We start from the raw sequence: 15829 nt of genomic DNA on the forward strand, positions 1-15829 counted from the left end.
CGGTGTAGCGGTTTCCGACGTCTCGGAAAACCAAGTAGTTCTCTCAAAGTTAATCTTTTAACGACGCGAGCGAAAAAACCTTTAGAAAAAAACTCGAAAAAACAAAAGAAAACGTCCGTTTGATTAGGATTTGAGCAGTTAACGAAAAATTAAAAAGAAAAGGCTAAAGTTTAGCGAAATGCCGCCGAAATACTGGAATTTTGCTGAATTTGCTAGGCGTGAGTTGTGGATCTTAAGAAAAGAAAAAGCCCCTTTTCCTTTGAGAGAACTGGGGCTGGGTGGCGACTAGTAGTGTGCGGAGATCAGAGAGAAATAAACACACCCTAGCTAACCTACATACTTTGATGCCGTATTGAGGCAGGTTGAGAGAGAGAGCCCCAACACATCACAAAGTATGTTTGCCAAGCAACAGGAAATTCATTGCCACGTCTGGCTTAATGTTCCTGTCACTTAGAACTCGGACACTATCTCTATTGTAGTAGAGACATCGCTGAGTTAGGCAACTGTTTTGCTTGTGCCAAAATTGACGTACCAGCTTGTTGTAGAATCTGGTTCTTGGTCATTTCGGTTGTCTCTTTAGCAAAGTCGGTATCTTTGATTCGGCTATTCGACGCATCAACATTCTCTTGAACATTCGCCAAGTTGTTGATGCTGTGGCTTAAGCGGTTCTGCTTGGCACCCAAATCTGCACGTTGTGAGTCCACATACTTAAGCGCAGAATCGATAATCGAGATGGCGTTTTGCGATCCGGCGACTGAAGTCATATCAATATCTTGCACGGTAGACTGAGCAGCAGACGCGGTTTGTAAGTCTAAATCTGTGGCTAACGAACCACCAATCGTCACTGACTGGCTTAGGTCAATATCCGGTTCTGCCACAAACACTTGAAGCTCACCGTTATCACCCACGGAAGCGCTAATCTTGTCAGACTGACCATTGATGTACGTTGCTAACTGCTCAATATCGTCGCCTTGTTTTGCTGTAATGTTAATAGCTACGGCTTCACCAGTTTTGGTCGTAAAGCTAATGTCCAACTGGTTATTGGTATTATCCACACGCCAGTCGGCACCTTTACCGTTGTTTGCAGTATATGTGGTCCCGCCCATACGGAAATCATCCGCACGAATGCTGGTTAGACCCATAATTAAGGCTTCACCCGAGTTAGCACCGATTTGGAATGACGCTTCACCGAAGCTGCCATTAAGCAAACGACGACCACCAAATGAGGTAGTCTCAGCAATACGATTGAGCTCCGCTTGGAGTGCATTAGACTCTTCATTAATCGCAACACGCTCGGCAGGAGAGTTAGTACCATTTGACGATTGAATCGCCAGATCACGCATGCGCTGCAAGATACTAGTTGATTCATTCATGGCACCTTCCGCGGTCTGTGCAATCGAAATACCGTCATTCGCATTGCGCATTGCCACATCAAGACCACGTGATTGAGCCGTTAATCGGTTCGAGATCTGCAAACCTGCAGCATCGTCTCGTGCACTATTGATTTTGTGACCTGACGACAAACGCTCCATTGAAGTATTTAGCGCATCGCTGGATTTGTTCAGGTAGCGTTGGGCTGTCATAGCCGAAACGTTTGTATTTACTGTTACTGCCATTATGCTCTCCTAATTGAGTTCGCAAGCTTCAAGTAGGCTCACTTAATAACAAACATTGTTAATTCAATATTGTTACTACGCCCACCTAATACCCCGTATCAGGTGGAGTATCTAAAGTGCTTATTTATCGAGTTAACCCGTAATCGGGTACTTTGTATTCATGTTTAGCATTTTCTATGCCAAGTAATATATCTAACTATAAATCAATGCATTAAGGTCAATTCATTGATCCAATGCATACCAAGACCTCGTTAGCGCATTCAAAGTGGCTTAAGATTGCCACCTAGCGCTTTCACCTCTGCACACATGGCAATGCTCATGCGGCAACCGAGATGCCAAACTCTCGCTATAGATAATTAAATAACGTCAAGTCCTTGGTTTTTCCGAACGCAAGCTGTGAAGCCTGCAGTGCTCGTGAGTTCTCTTCAAAATCGATGACCGCTTTTGAGTAATCGAGATCCTCAAAATTACTTTTAGAGCGGGCGATCGAAATTTTAAAATCTTCATGTTGCGACTGTTGGATATCAAGACTATTTAGCCTTACCCCAACATCGGTACGTGAGCTGGTTAAGTGCAAAAATGCTGCATGAAATTGCTCAGTGACCTGATGCAACTGAGCACTTGCCGATGCATCGGCCACATCGTTATCCATCCAATACTCCGCTTCATTGAACGTATCAAAGACGCTAAATGTTTTTTGAGGCTCGATTTCAATCGCGTCCCCCGGCGTAATTTGCCCTTTGGTCTGAATGTTGAGCCCTTGGAATTGAATGCCTTGGCTCGGGTCAAAATTACCCGCAGCAACAACCGTATTGTTCTGTTCAAGCTGATAGCCGAATTGCTTATTACCCATATCGACAAACGTCACTTTGTAAGTACTGTTGTCGTTGGCATTACTGTTAGTGGCTTTTTCAAGTAGCAACTCTGAGCCTTTTTGCAGCTGATAATTGGCTTTGTAATCTCCAAGCGGGTTATCAATCTCCATAAACAGCTTGCTACCAGGATCGCTAGTCGCCACCTCTAGACTTGCTGCAATGCGCATTTTGCGTTGATAGTCATCGCCAGCGTAAGAGATACGCCCTTCCCCATCGACGAAAAATGGCTGAGTCTTAGGTTTTGTGCCCGCAAAGCTATAGTTACCCGATTCATCACGGGTATTCGCAAGTGCGAGGAAGTTCTTTGCCAACTCTTCTATTTCACGAGCTTTGGCTTCACGATCTTCAGGAGAAAGTGCGCCGTTGATCGCTTGCATCGTTAATCGTTTTGCACTATCGGTAAACTGCTCTGTCTCACCGAGCATGACTTCTTGATGCTCAAGGCGATTTCTCGACAAGGTGATGGCGCTGTCGTACTGATCCAACTGCTGAGTCTGCTGTTTAAGTTTTTGCAAATAATGCGTCGCTAGCGGTGAATCTGCTGGCTTTTGCAGCTGTTTACCAGAGGCAAGCTGTGCATGGTTTTCATGAATTTTGTTTTCTTGGCGGCGCATATCATTTTGCACCGTTTGGTAATTATGAAAACTAGAGATTCGATTCATCATAATCTAGCTCCTTACCTTAGCTGCAAAATGGTGTCGAAAGTTTCATTCGCTGCCTGCATCACTCGAGAAGACGCCATATACGCTTGCTGAAACTTCATCATATTGGCCGCTTCTTCATCGAGGTTAACGCCCGAAATAGACGCTACACGGCTTTGCGCGTTTTCATGCTCAAGCTCAGCGACTTCCTGCAAACGAGTCGCCGTCGAGGCTTTCAAACCCACATCGGTATTTAAGTTGTGATAGATATCAATGACCGTCGAGTCGCCATCATTCATCGACTTATCGGTCTGAATATTAAGCATTTTTCTCAAGTTACCGTTATCACCCTCTGCCGGATTGAGGTTAGCGGTGAACTTGTCATTTGCCATCGCTCCGTCACTAAGCTCGAACGTGGTGCCAAGTACCGTCACCGGACCTGTCGGAGGATAAGGCGTTGGGCTCAATAATACGTTGCCGCTTTTGTCAGTGACGGCAAATTCCGTCCCCGTTGGTGATACCACCACTTCAAATTCTTTTAGACTGCCCACCGACGAGACTTTGAATTTAGCATCACCTTGTGCAAACGTGGTTGAAGCTTCAAAGCTCTGTGCCGCTATGGCTTTTGGATCGTTAGTCGTCATTTTCATATTGGCTGCGCCGTCTCTCGTCGGACGTAGCAAAAGCTTTTCGCCAACAGCAGGCGGATTACCAATTTCTACTCGAATGCCATCTAGTTGCATGCTCGGGCCTGAGAAAGACTGAGTCACACCATCTGAGTTAGTCACATGGTAATTAGCACCGTCAAACTTCAATGAATACTCTCCACCCTTAAGCTGTGAAGTATCATCAATAAACACTGCCACATCGGCACTTGAATTAACTGGTGCAACGACCCTCGCTTTGGCAAACGCGAGAGTATTGACATCCGCGAACAGGTTTTGTCCAACTTGACCATTCAAATCAAGCCCTTGCCCTTGCAGTTCATTCACTTTTTCAGTAAATGCGATAGAGAGACGACCGAGTTCATCCAGAACGTATGGAATCTCTTTATCACGAGTTTCAAACATACTTTCTAAGCGTCCGCCAATGTCATCACTGGTAATCGGTTTAATGCCTTTGCCTTCTACAATCGCAAGGCGGTGCTGGTGAGTATCGGGGAAGCCATCAATCATCTTCAACTGACTGGCTTCTGTACCCGATACCAAAGTATGACCATTACCGATATGAACGTTGAAGCCCTCAGCGTTCCTACGAGGCGTCACCGTCACTTTGGTGTATTCGGACAACTCTTTGATTAACGATTCATGCTTATCCATCAAATCGTTATGTGGACCAGGCGAGCGCATCATTAGGCGGTGAATATCACGAATTTCGATACCGATTTGGTTTACTCGCTCAACACTCACTTCGAGTTTCTTATTGACGTTATCTCGCTGTTCACGAACCGTATCGTGGAAATCATTCATCGACTGACGAATCAGGTTGGCTTTATCAAGTACGACTTTACGCGCACCAATATCATTGGGGGTGTCGGCCAATGTTTTTACAGCATCAAACCAGTCGTTAAGACTTTCAGGCACCTTTTTAGACGACATAGACGACAACATCCCCGACATCATATCGAGGTTAGTCAGGTTTTCGTTGCGATAATTCACCTGAGTCGTTGCCATATTGAGTTCTTTGACGGCAAACTGATCCCACGAGCGGCGAACATTTTCCACATGCACTCCCATACCGTAGGTTTGACCACCAAACTGTCTCGGGGCATTCGTCCCCTGTATAACAGATTGTCGGCTGTAACCTTCTGTATTTGCATTAGAAATGTTATGACCAGTCGTGTTTAACTGTCTCTGAGCTGTCAGTACGCTTTGCGCACCTAAGTTCAGAAGATCTGACGCCATATCGCCTCCAAAAAACCAAAATTAGCCTAACTAAATCCACAAGTTACGCCACTCTGCCGTTTAATTTGCAATATATATGCCAGAGTATCTTTGCCGCTGAGCTTGGCACTAAAAAAGATAAGGATGAAGGGAAAAAGATGAAGGTAGTGAGAACAATCCCGGCGATTTGCCGGGATTAATGAGATCAGTAGAACTATCGATAGCCGTTAAAGTGACATATCATCGATTTGCGCCTTAACGCGCAACACTTTGTCCGCATAGTTTGGATCTGTCGCATATCCAGCTTGATGAATATCTCGAATGAAGCGCTCAGAATCTTGGTTTCCATTCAATGCCGACTGATAACGTGGATTCTCATTAAGGAACTTCACATAGTCGTTGAAGCTGTCTTCATACGAGTCGTAAGAACGGAATGCTGCACGCTCTTGCACAGGGACATTTTGATGGTATTCCAGTGTCTGCGTTGCGACCTTATCGCCATGCCAACTTCTGTCAGCCTTAATATTAAATAGGTTGTTACTGCTGCCCTTACTGTTGTTGACGACTTTTTGCCCCCAACCCGTCTCTAAAGCCGCTTGCGCTAATAGTAACGATGAATCCACCCCTAACGACTGAGCTGCTCTGTCCGCGTATGGTTTCAAAGACTCGACGAAGTTTTGTGGTGTTTTGAAATCAACAGGCTGAGCAACAGGGGCTCCGTCTAGGCCTAGCGATTTCGCAGTTTTACGACCCTTTGCTTCATCGTAAGGGAGATTAAGTGACGTATCGAACGCTTCATTACGCATACGGATTTCACTACCCGCAGCAGCGTGCGCTTCTGGTGAACGTGCTGCGCCAAGCTGAGCGACGATCATATCAGCTAATCCTAGAGAACCATTGGCACTCAACTCACTCGACATCTGCTCATCAAGCATTTGACGGTAAAATTGACCGTTTTGGCTATTGGTCAGATCCGATTCAAAATGAGTATTCGCATCGCGCATCGACTTTAACATCATAGAAGTAAAGATAGATTCGAACTGACGAGCGGCAGCGCGTAATGCCGCATCATCATCACCTTCTTTGCCGCTAACGGCTTTCTGACGAAGCTTATCTAGGCTACTGATATCATGGATAAAACCGATGTCATTGGAGTTTTTAATCATGATACTTACCTAGATAACGATCAACTGACCTTCAATGGCACCAGCTTGCTTGAGTGCCTGTAAAATCGCCATAAGATCTGATGGCGCTGCGCCCACTTCGTTAACGGCACGAACGAGGTCATCGAGGGTCAAACCCGGTTGGAAATTAAACATCTTACCCGAGCCTTCTGTTACCTGAATATCTGAGTTAGGCACCACCACTGTATCGCCACCCCCAAACGCATTGGGCTGGCTTACTTTCAAGTTTTCTTTGATAGCAACCGTCATACCACCGTGAGTCACCGCCGCTGGCTTAAGCTTCACGTGCTTGCCCACCACGATGGTACCAGTACGTGAGTTGACAATGATTTTTGCACCACTGTCTGCGGTATCGAATTCAACGTTTTCAACCGCTGATAGGAAAGCTACGCGTTGGCTGAGGTCGCGAGGTGCACGAACTCGAACAGAGGTAGAATCTAATGGGCTCGCCATTTGCGGACCCAGAAAGTCATTGATGGCATTCGCCATGTTTTGCGCCGTTGTAAAATCTGATTGCAGAAGGTTAAAGGTAATGTAATCACCACGAGAGAACGGGCTCGGAATTTCGCGTTCAACTGTTGCACCGCTTGAAATCATGCCGACCACAGGGTTGTTGCCCACAATCTTAGAGCCATCTAAACCTTCGGCACTAAAGCCACTCACCACTAGATTACCTTGTGCCACAGCGTAGACTTCACCATCCAAGCCTTGCAAGAAGGTTTGCATCAAGGTGCCTCCACGGAGACTTTTTGCCGCACCGATTGAAGAAACTGTCACGTCCACGCGCTGACCCGGTTTTGAGAACGCTGGTAATTCTGCGGTAACGATAACCGCTGCCACGTTTTTAAACTTAGGTTTGAAGCCGATTGGCATTTGAATACCAAACTTCTCAAGCATCGAGCGAAAACTTTGCTCTGTAAACGGCGTTTTTTCACCAGTACCCGGAAGACCAGTCACCAGACCATAACCCACCAATTGGTTACTACGCACCCCGGCAACTTCTGCCACATCCTTAATGCGTGCCGCTTGTACACTTGCCGCGGCAAAACATAAACCAATAAGTAAAAACGTGAATTTTTTCATCATGTTACCCTAAAAACAAACAAACCCTCTGAGGAGAGGGTTTGCCGCTTATTATTCGTCGATTCCTATCCCTATAAAGAGACATTAAAAAATCGTGCCAAGAATCCAGGTTCCTGCATATCTTGTTGGGTTCCGGTTCCCGAATACTGAATTCGAGCGTTGGAAATACGGTTAGATGCGATAGTGTTATCAAACTCGATATCATCTGGGCGAATCGTGCCACTTAAACGAATGTACTCATCTCCCGTATTTAAAGTTAACCACTTTTCACCACGAATGACGAGATTGCCATTGGCAAGCACTTCAATCACTTCTACGGTAATCGAACCCGACAAACTGTTGCTCTGATTAGCAGAGGCATTGCCTTTAAAGTTGTTGTCGTTCTTCAACTCATAAGAGAAGTCATAGTCATTAACGGTGACGGGTCTACCACCAACGAAAAGTGGATCCATTGAAGAGTCATTAGCTTTCGAGAGATCGGCATCAGCACTTTTTGCCGCTTTCGTCGCTTCATTAAGCTCTACCGTAATGATGTCTCCAATGCCACGAGGTTTAGAATCGTCATACCAATCGCGCGCGTAGTGCGTATTAAACAGTGAGCCCGTTGCCGCTGCGTAGTGCTCTGGTTTGTTTTTTGGATGAATTGGTGCCCATGCAGGGTCGTCTGCAACAGGGTCAGTTCGACCACGTAGCGTATCGACAATCCCAGACGATTGGCTTTTGTCTCCTTCAACGGCATCGACCGTCGTCGTGCTGTTCGAGACATCGTCTACCGACTCCTCCTGACCAAACTGAGCACAACCAGAGAGTACGGCAAGTAAAGAGACACACAATAACTTTTTCATTCAATGTCGTCCTTATCTGTTATAGCTGCTGGTTAGCAAAGCTCATCATCTTGTCGACTGACGAGATAACTTTAGAGTTCATTTCATACACGCGCTGCGCTTCAATCATGTTAACGAGCTCTTCCGTTACGTTAACGTTTGAAGTCTCTAGCATCGACTGACGAATTTGACCGAAACCGTCTAAACCCGGAACCCCTTCATTTGGATCGCCACTGGCGCCCGTCGGTAAGTAAAGGTTCTGACCAATTGGCTCTAGACCACCTGGGTTAATGAAATCGACAGTAGTAATGTTACCCACGACTTGGTTATCTTGCTGACCACGTACTCGAACGGACACTTCACCGTCAGTACCCACCGTGATAGAAATCGCATCTTCAGGAATCGCAATTTCTGGTTCCAACGCATAGCCTGAGCCCGACGTAACGATAGTACCTTCATCGTTTAGCGTGAACTGACCGTTGCGGCTATAGCCAATATTGCCGTCTGGCATCAATACTTGGAAAAATCCATCACCTTCAATCATCATATCGAGACTGTTTGTCGTGGTTTGAGCATTACCTGGTGTGTGGATCTTTTGCGTTGCCACCACTTTTGAACCTGCACCTAGCATCAAGCCTGAGGGCAATTCGGTGTTTTGAGATGATTGACCACCAGGTTGATTGATATTTTGATAAAACAAATCTTCAAACACCGCGCGGCTTTTCTTATAACCGACGGTTGATGCGTTCGCCAGGTTGTTTGAAATTGTCGAAATATTGGTTTGCTGAGCATCTAAGCCAGTCTTACTTACCCATAGTGCCGGATGCATTCTATTCTTCCTCTCTCAATCCATTAACCCATGCGAAGCAATGAGTCTGAAGCCTTGTCCATCTCTTCTGCGGTGCTCATTAGCTTGACCTGCATTTCGAATTGACGCTGCAAATCAATTAAACTTGTCATTTCGCCAACGGCATTAACGTTGCTGCCTTCAATAGCTCCGTTCATCAGCTGAACGTTGGCTGAAGCGGTGTAGCCCAATTGAGGATCTTTATTACGAAATAGGCCGTTAGTGTCTTTGAATAGTGAACGGTTATCAGTATTGGTGAGCTTGATACGGTCAACGATTTCCATTTCGTCAGCAGGCGCATCTTGCGGAATAACAGAGACGGTGCCGTCACGGCCAATTTCAATCTTACGCAATGGAATAGGCACAGTAATTGGCGTACCACGTTCCCCCAACACAAGGTTACCGTTGCCATTGACCAACAAACCGTTTTGATCCACGCGCAAACTGCCGTTACGGGTTAACCCTTCTTTGCCGGTTTTATCCAATACTGAAATCCAGCCTTGACCTTCAATAGTCACATCAAGGTCGCGACCAGTCGTCACAACACTGCCTTGCTCGAAGTTGTGTCCTGGACGCTCTGTCATGCTAAATACACGACTCGGCATGCCTTCACCATACGCTTGCATTGAGCGCGCTTGGGCAAGGTCAGCTCGAAAGCCAGGCGTGCTCGCGTTCGCAAGGTTGTTTGCTCTAAGCTGCAAAGCTTGCATATTTTGCTTTGCGCCACTCATTGAGAGGTAAAGGGCACGATCCATTGATAGCTCCAAAATTCAAAGTACGGAGCTTATAAAGCAAAGACTATGCCACTAATTTTATTCTTTATAAATCAAGGAAATAAAAAGAAAATCAAGTAGGAAAGCGGGGATCGGCAAGCGGTGCTATATTGAAGAGGCAAAACTAAACGGCAAGGTGGCAACGGTGCGGCAACAATATGTACCGCTTTGTTGAAACGCAAAACAGCGTACGAATGTCTATATGCACTCGTACGCTCAATTCTTCAAGGCATTAACAACGAGTGACTGAAAGCCACTCATACTATGACTTAGCGGATTTGGAGTATGTTTTGTTGCAGCTGGTTGTGTACGTCCAAAGCGCGTGAGTTAGCTTGGAAGTTACGCTGTGCTGAAATCAGATCCACCAACTCTTGGGTCATATCAATGTTCGATTGCTCTAGCGTACCGTTATCGATGGTACCAAAAGAACCCTTGTTGGATTCACCCCAGATTTTAGCTCCAGAAGCCGTCGTAGAATCCCACTGCGTACCGCCTTTCTTATCTAGGCCTTGCTCGTTGGCAACACGTACCAAGGCAACACGTCCTAGAGACACGTTCTCACCATTTGAGTAGGTACCTAACACGTTACCTTGCTCATCAAAATCTACCTTAGTCAGGAAGCCCGTCGTCGCGCCATCTTCTTGGAATTTAGTCAGCTCAAACGGAGCAGCAAACTGAGTGGCACTATCAAGACTAAATGACAATGTCTGCGCCGGATCTGCACCGTTCATATCGATGCCATTAGCGCCAAGATCGGTAGTCACAATTGGCTGACCATTGTTCAAGCTCGCCAGCGTACCATCGTTGTTGAACCGCATTGTATGACCAACATGACCTGTTGGCGTTGTTGCATCACCACCAGCGATATTCACCGGCTTCTCACCTTGACCATCGGTCACCGTGTAGTAACTTTGCCACGTATTTTGCTGGGTTTGATCTTTCACATAGTACGTCGTCATTTTGTACGACTGTCCCATGGAGTCATAAATCGTTGATGATGTTGAGCGGTTATAGGTTTCAGGATCAGTAAAGTCGAACAGAGCCGGATCTTTCAGATCACCGTTTGCAGGAAGGTTCACACCAATCTCAATATTCGCTGTCTGTTTTGGCTTACCAAACTCTGGCGGAATATTGATTGGACGAGGTTCGTAAGACACGACCTCATTGGTATCTTTATTCACTTCGTAACCCAGTAGAAACTCATCGTTTGACGTCACCATGTAGCTATCTTTGTTCAGGTGGAAAGCACCATTACGTGTTAGCTCATTTTGTTGTGGTACAAGACGATCTTTAGATACGGCGAAAAAACCAGTACCACTAATGCGCAAGTCCATTGGGTTGTTAGTCGAGATACTCGAACCTTCGTGGAACTGCTGAGCAATTTTGCTTGGCTGAGCACCGCCACCCGGAGTGGTTTTTGCGTTAGTAAATAGTGAGTTTGAATACACATCACCAAACTCAGCACGTGACTCTTTAAAGCCGAATGTGTTGGCGTTGGCAATGTTGTTACTGGTGGTGTTGAGGTCTAACTGAGCCGCAGATAGACCACTTAAAGATACATATGACATTCCTAATCTCCTAATCTAGCCAGCGGTTACGCTTTGCCGACTTCCAGTACTTCTGCTAGCCGAACTGGATTTTCGAAGCCAGCTAGATTGAGTAGTACGTTTCCATCCCCTTTACCGAGAAGCACACTGTTCACGTTCGCATATGTCGATACTTCGAACTCGCGGCTTTCTCCATCAAGTAAACCCGAAGCTTTCACTTTGTATTTACCTGCAGGCATTGGATTACCCTGATCATCTTTACCGTCCCATTCGACACGAGCATCACCGCCAGGTTTTGCACCGACATCAAAGGTACGTACTAATTGACCCATTTCATTTTCTACACGAACAAACACGTTATCCATGGACTGTGGCAATTTGACCATTGCCGCCATGCCAGCGTCTGCTCCCTTCACACCAGCCGCCCCCGGAACCAAGACATCACGCCCAACAAGTGAAGACGCTTGCAATGCTTGATTAGACGTCATTGACGAGTTCAAACTCTCAAACTGAGTGTTCATCTTGCCAATTCCATCTACCGTGGCAAACGACGCCATTTGAGCAATCATCTGGTCGTTGCTAACTGGTTTAAATGGGTCCTGTTGAGCCAACTGTTTGGTGAGTAGGGATAAGAAGTCTTCTTGCTTCAGATCCTGCTTACCGGTTGTCTCTTCAGGTTTGCTTTGTTCTTGCAGTTTTTTCAGTTGGTCAATGTAGGATAAACTGCCTTGACCAACGTTGTTGATTCCAGCCATGAGCTATCTCCTATCTCTATTGACCCATTCGCAAAGTACTCAACAACATTTGCTTGCTCGCGTCCGCTACCTGAACGTTAGTCTGGTATGAACGCGAAGCAGAAATCATGTTAGCCATTTCTTCCATCACGTTAACGTTCGGCTTGTAAATATAACCTTCATCGTTAGCGAGTGGATGATCTGGGTTGTACTCTGCACTTAAGGGTTTGTCGCTCTCTACAATACCCAATACTTTCACAGGCACTGAATGATCGCGGTTGTATTGAGCTTTACTCAGTTCCGCGCCAAATACGGCGTGGCGAGCCTTGTAAGTCTCTTTTGCCGAGCTACTAATACTGTCAGCGTTGGCAAGGTTACTTGAGGTGGTATTTAGACGAACCGACTCAGCGCTCATCGCACTGCCTGTCACATTAAATACATTAAATAAGCTCATCTAAATTACTCCCCTTTAATCGCTTTGGTCATATTCTTGAATTTGCCGCCTAAGAAATCGAGCGATGCCTGATGTCTTAGTTGGTTCTGCATGAATAAGTTTCTTTCTAAATCTACGTCTACTGTATTGCCGTCACCGGTATCTGGTTGTGTTGGAATGCGGTAAAGCATTTCACCACTGACGTTAGTAGAGGCAGAAATATGCCGTCCATCGGTTCGGCTAAGCCCAATACTTGCCCCTGAGCTTGCCGCTTTTAACGCACGATCAAACTCCATCCCTTTCGCTTTATAACCCGGCGTATTCGCCTGTGCGATGTTGGTAGAGATGACTTCAGCATTCTTCTCACGCACACCAACGGTGTACTGATGAATACCTAATGCATTGTTAAAAGAGATGGCCATTGAAACCTCATCGTTCAAAAATACGTGCCCTATACAGAGATAAAGCAATTTCCGCGCCAAAAGTTATTTTTTGGTAACAACCACTGATGACGCTATTCAATTCGACGTTCATCGTGCTCCTTCTGGCAAAGATAGAGAGCAAAATGTACGCCAGTTTTGGCGGAGGGTTTAATTAGGAATGTCGACAGTGAAGGCCTCCAAACCGTCACTGAACCTAGAGAATAGCAAGAAAAAAGCCTTGGCGAAAACCAAGGCTAGATACGGTAAAGATTGTGCAGAATAGCGATTGGCTATTTGAGCTTGTAGATAATGCCGGGATTACAACGCACCATTTCAAATTGATCCGTCAGCCCCGTTAGCGACTCCGATGCGCCCAACAACAAGTAACCACCTGGGTTTAGGCTACGTGCCATTTGGTTCAGCACTTTAGACTTCATTTCAGGCGAGAAGTAAATCAGCACGTTACGACAAAAGATAATGTCGAACTTACCCAACAGCGCATACGAGTCCATCAGGTTTTGCGGACGAAAGTTCACCAAACGCTTTACGTTATCTTTCACTTTCATCTTGCCGTTACTGGTGTTTTCAAAAAACACTCGGCGACGCTCCGGTGATAGACCGCGACCCAACGCGAGATTGTCATACTCTCCAAGACGACACATATCTAACATCGTCGACGAGATGTCTGTCGCGGTAATCGACACGTTAGGGATCATTCCCGGCTTCTTGTTTTGTGTCTCCAGAACCGTCATCGCCATGGAATACGGTTCTTGACCAGAAGAGCTTGCAGCCGACCAAATTTTAATCGGTCGCTTGTTAGCGGCAAGTTCTGGGAGGAGTTTGTCGGACAACACCGTAAATGGGTAGTTATCTCTAAACCATAAGGTTTCGTTGGTGGTCATGGCATCAACAGCGGCAACTCTTAACTCACGATTGCGTCCAGTAACCACATCTCTTAATAACTGAGACAAGGAGACTAAGCCGAATTTCACCACTAACGGGCTTAAACGGCTGCGGACTAAATACTGTTTACTATCGCCAAGAACAATACCGCATTGGGACTCTAAAAAGCGGCTAAAATCACGATACTCTTGATCGCTTATGGTTATCGCTGTCATTCACTTCTCTATACTGCTTTGAAGGCTTGCTTTATACGCTTTTCTCAGGCGACTACAAGCTCTAATTTTGTTTGTTTATTTTGTCGGCAAAATGGCCGCTTTGACGGCGCCTCCCAATTCATCAGGGTTGAACTTCGCGATGAATTCGTTAGCCCCTACTCGCTCTACCATTGCTTGGTTAAACACACCACTTAACGAGGTATGCAAAATAATATGAAGATCTTTAAGATCGGGGTGGCGGCGTACTTCTGCCGTTAGGGTATAGCCGTCCATTTCTGGCATTTCAATATCGGAAATCAACAGGGAAATCTGATCATGAATATTGCCTTCAGCAGCCATCTCAATCAGCTTGTTGTAAGCGTCTTTACCATCTTTCACTAAAATGGACTCAAAGCCAATAGACTCAATCGCTCGTTGGACCTGTTTACGTGCCACCGCTGAGTCATCAGCAATCATAATACGCTTAACGATCTGCTTTTGCTCTTTCTCTTCCGCAGCGGCAATTTCTGTCGCGATATTGCTATCCATGGTTTCAACCACAGGTGAAATCTCAGCGAGAATCTTCTCAACATCCAGAATCTCAACCAATTCATTGTCAATGTTGGTCACGGCTGTCAGGTAGTTGGCTTTGCCTGCACCTTCAGGTGGCGGCAAAATCGACTCCCAATGCATGTTAATAATGCGTTCAACAGAGCTTACCAAAAACCCCTGTACGCTGCGGTTAAACTCTGAGATAACTACAAAACAGTTTTCAATGTCTGTTGTTGGTCGACCACCAACAGCAAGACTAAGATCGATCACGGAAATAGTTTGACCACGAATATGAGCCACCCCTTTGACAAGGCGATGTAGGTTGGGCATGCGCGTTAATTTAGGGCACTGAAGCACTTCTTTAACTTTGAACACATTAATGCCGTAACGCTGGCGGCCCATCAGACGAAACGTCAGTAGCTCTAGTCGGTTTTGACCAACCAGTTGCGTTCGTTGATTCACCGAATCCAAGATACCGGTCATAAGTTCATCTCCATCTCAAACTTTAAAGCTAAAAAAGTGATAGTCTACACAGGCAACAAGGAACCCGAGAAACCGAATGCTGTATAATAAGACATCTTTTTTGTGTACATCCAGTTACAAAACGAGGTTAAGGCGCAACTGGCTTTCCCTCTGTATCGTCTGGCAAGCGTTATTCTTTAGTGTATTAACGCACGCAGCAACGCCTGAGCAAATAGAAAACATTCAAAAGGCTGCCCAAGCTCATGTTTTAAATACTATTGAGCAACCTATCGGCGGTGAAATTATTGCCACTCCTGGGCGTATCGACTCTCGAGTACATGCAACAGATTGCCCCTCTCCGCTTTTGACCTCGTCCTCAAACACCCGCAACACCAGCAGTAATGTCACCGTTTTGGTGGAATGTCCGGAAGATAATTGGCGACTTTACGTACCCGTTCGAATGTCCATTTCCTTGCCCTTAGTGACCGCAACTCGTCCGTTATCTCGAGGCAATATTCTATCCAGTGACGATGTCACGATGAGCATGGTGGATAAGAACCGTTTTCGCCGCCAAGGCTTTACCGAGTTTGACCAAGTGGTTGGCGCAAAGCTCAAGAAAAACATGAAGATGGGTGACGTTATTGAGCGTAATGATGTCTGCGTAGTTTGCCGCAACGAAAAAGTCGTTATTCGTGCAGTGAAAGGTGAAATGACCATCTCCACCAAAGGCACAGCACTTACCGATGGCGCTAACGGCGATCAAGTAAGAGTGAAAAATGACAAGTCTCAGCGTATAATTGAGGGTATTGTTACTGGCGTTGCGGAAATCACGGTTAATTTTTGATTTTTTCCTAAA

General features: G+C 45.9%; 15 protein-coding genes. 1 reads left to right on the plus strand and 14 read right to left on the minus strand.

All coding sequences use genetic code 11. The features are described from left to right. Positions 1 to 470: 470 nt before the first annotated feature. The 14 genes from AWH66_RS19360 to AWH66_RS19425 all read right to left on the minus strand — a co-directional run bounded on the left by AWH66_RS19360 (position 471) and on the right by AWH66_RS19425 (position 14994). Positions 471 to 1616 (minus strand): flagellin, encoded by a 1146-nt coding sequence (locus AWH66_RS19360; protein WP_063605245.1) that lies wholly within the window; start codon positions 1614 to 1616, stop codon positions 471 to 473. Between the two features lie 346 nt (positions 1617 to 1962). Further along, positions 1963 to 3156, minus strand: coding sequence for a flagellar hook-associated protein FlgL (gene flgL / locus AWH66_RS19365; protein ID WP_063605246.1), 1194 nt, complete (start codon positions 3154 to 3156; stop codon positions 1963 to 1965). Positions 3157 to 3167: 11 nt separating this feature from the next. Beyond that, positions 3168 to 5036 (minus strand): flagellar hook-associated protein FlgK, encoded by a 1869-nt coding sequence (gene flgK / locus AWH66_RS19370; RefSeq protein WP_063605247.1) that lies wholly within the window; start codon positions 5034 to 5036, stop codon positions 3168 to 3170. Positions 5037 to 5242: 206 nt separating this feature from the next. Next, positions 5243 to 6181: a flagellar assembly peptidoglycan hydrolase FlgJ gene (gene flgJ, locus AWH66_RS19375; RefSeq protein WP_063605248.1), complete on the minus strand. Its 939-nt coding sequence runs from the start codon at positions 6179 to 6181 to the stop codon at positions 5243 to 5245. A 9-nt stretch (positions 6182 to 6190) separates the two neighbouring features. Further along, entirely contained in the window at positions 6191 to 7282 is a 1092-nt protein-coding gene (locus AWH66_RS19380) for a flagellar basal body P-ring protein FlgI (RefSeq protein ID WP_063605249.1), read from the minus strand. A 71-nt stretch (positions 7283 to 7353) separates the two neighbouring features. Beyond that, a complete protein-coding gene (gene flgH, locus AWH66_RS19385) occupies positions 7354 to 8127 on the minus strand; it encodes a flagellar basal body L-ring protein FlgH (RefSeq protein WP_038224914.1) in 774 nt (257 codons plus the stop codon). Positions 8128 to 8146: 19 nt separating this feature from the next. Further along, a complete protein-coding gene (gene flgG, locus AWH66_RS19390) occupies positions 8147 to 8935 on the minus strand; it encodes a flagellar basal-body rod protein FlgG (protein ID WP_038224912.1) in 789 nt (262 codons plus the stop codon). Between the two features lie 23 nt (positions 8936 to 8958). Further along, positions 8959 to 9708, minus strand: a complete 750-nt coding sequence (gene flgF / locus AWH66_RS19395) for a flagellar basal-body rod protein FlgF (RefSeq protein WP_063605250.1) — start codon at positions 9706 to 9708, stop codon at positions 8959 to 8961. Positions 9709 to 9995: 287 nt separating this feature from the next. Continuing rightward, the gene (gene flgE / locus AWH66_RS19400) at positions 9996 to 11294 is read right to left on the minus strand and encodes a flagellar hook protein FlgE (protein ID WP_063605251.1); all 1299 of its coding nucleotides are present in this window, start codon (positions 11292 to 11294) and stop codon (positions 9996 to 9998) included. A 26-nt stretch (positions 11295 to 11320) separates the two neighbouring features. Then, positions 11321 to 12028: a flagellar hook assembly protein FlgD gene (gene flgD, locus AWH66_RS19405; protein ID WP_062457975.1), complete on the minus strand. Its 708-nt coding sequence runs from the start codon at positions 12026 to 12028 to the stop codon at positions 11321 to 11323. 16 nt (positions 12029 to 12044) lie between these two features. Beyond that, positions 12045 to 12461 (minus strand): flagellar basal body rod protein FlgC, encoded by a 417-nt coding sequence (flgC, locus tag AWH66_RS19410; RefSeq protein ID WP_006069941.1) that lies wholly within the window; start codon positions 12459 to 12461, stop codon positions 12045 to 12047. 5 nt (positions 12462 to 12466) lie between these two features. Continuing rightward, on the minus strand, positions 12467 to 12862 hold the full coding sequence (flgB, locus tag AWH66_RS19415; RefSeq protein ID WP_006069940.1) for a flagellar basal body rod protein FlgB: 396 nt from the start codon (positions 12860 to 12862) through the stop codon (positions 12467 to 12469). Positions 12863 to 13152: 290 nt separating this feature from the next. Further along, complete coding sequence (locus AWH66_RS19420; RefSeq protein ID WP_063605252.1) at positions 13153 to 13980, minus strand: protein-glutamate O-methyltransferase; 828 nt, start codon at positions 13978 to 13980, stop codon at positions 13153 to 13155. 75 nt (positions 13981 to 14055) lie between these two features. Beyond that, on the minus strand, positions 14056 to 14994 hold the full coding sequence (locus tag AWH66_RS19425) for a chemotaxis protein CheV (protein ID WP_063605253.1): 939 nt from the start codon (positions 14992 to 14994) through the stop codon (positions 14056 to 14058). Positions 14995 to 15070: 76 nt separating this feature from the next. On the opposite strand from AWH66_RS19425, the gene flgA reads away from it, so the two are divergent. Next, on the plus strand, positions 15071 to 15817 hold the full coding sequence (flgA, locus tag AWH66_RS19430) for a flagellar basal body P-ring formation chaperone FlgA (RefSeq protein ID WP_063605254.1): 747 nt from the start codon (positions 15071 to 15073) through the stop codon (positions 15815 to 15817). Positions 15818 to 15829: the final 12 nt, after the last annotated feature.

The organism is Vibrio barjaei (assembly GCF_001639065.2).
GTDB classification, from domain to species: Bacteria; Pseudomonadota; Gammaproteobacteria; order Enterobacterales; family Vibrionaceae; genus Vibrio; species Vibrio barjaei.

Bases quoted from the DNA above. Each gene is read 5' to 3' on its own strand.
- AWH66_RS19360 (WP_063605245.1), bottom strand. From the start codon at position 1,616: ATGGCAGTAACAGTAAATACAAACGTTTCGGCTATGACAGCCCAACGC.
- flgL (WP_063605246.1), bottom strand. From the start codon at position 3,156: ATGATGAATCGAATCTCTAGTTTTCATAATTACCAAACGGTGCAAAAT.
- flgK (WP_063605247.1), bottom strand. From the start codon at position 5,036: ATGGCGTCAGATCTTCTGAACTTAGGTGCGCAAAGCGTACTGACAGCT.
- flgJ (WP_063605248.1), bottom strand. From the start codon at position 6,181: ATGATTAAAAACTCCAATGACATCGGTTTTATCCATGATATCAGTAGC.
- AWH66_RS19380 (WP_063605249.1), bottom strand. From the start codon at position 7,282: ATGAAAAAATTCACGTTTTTACTTATTGGTTTATGTTTTGCCGCGGCA.
- flgH (WP_038224914.1), bottom strand. From the start codon at position 8,127: ATGAAAAAGTTATTGTGTGTCTCTTTACTTGCCGTACTCTCTGGTTGT.
- flgG (WP_038224912.1), bottom strand. From the start codon at position 8,935: ATGCATCCGGCACTATGGGTAAGTAAGACTGGCTTAGATGCTCAGCAA.
- flgF (WP_063605250.1), bottom strand. From the start codon at position 9,708: ATGGATCGTGCCCTTTACCTCTCAATGAGTGGCGCAAAGCAAAATATG.
- flgE (WP_063605251.1), bottom strand. From the start codon at position 11,294: ATGTCATATGTATCTTTAAGTGGTCTATCTGCGGCTCAGTTAGACCTC.
- flgD (WP_062457975.1), bottom strand. From the start codon at position 12,028: ATGGCTGGAATCAACAACGTTGGTCAAGGCAGTTTATCCTACATTGAC.
- flgC (WP_006069941.1), bottom strand. From the start codon at position 12,461: ATGAGCTTATTTAATGTATTTAATGTGACAGGCAGTGCGATGAGCGCT.
- flgB (WP_006069940.1), bottom strand. From the start codon at position 12,862: ATGGCCATCTCTTTTAACAATGCATTAGGTATTCATCAGTACACCGTT.
- AWH66_RS19420 (WP_063605252.1), bottom strand. From the start codon at position 13,980: ATGACAGCGATAACCATAAGCGATCAAGAGTATCGTGATTTTAGCCGC.
- AWH66_RS19425 (WP_063605253.1), bottom strand. From the start codon at position 14,994: ATGACCGGTATCTTGGATTCGGTGAATCAACGAACGCAACTGGTTGGT.
- flgA (WP_063605254.1), top strand. From the start codon at position 15,071: ATGCTGTATAATAAGACATCTTTTTTGTGTACATCCAGTTACAAAACG.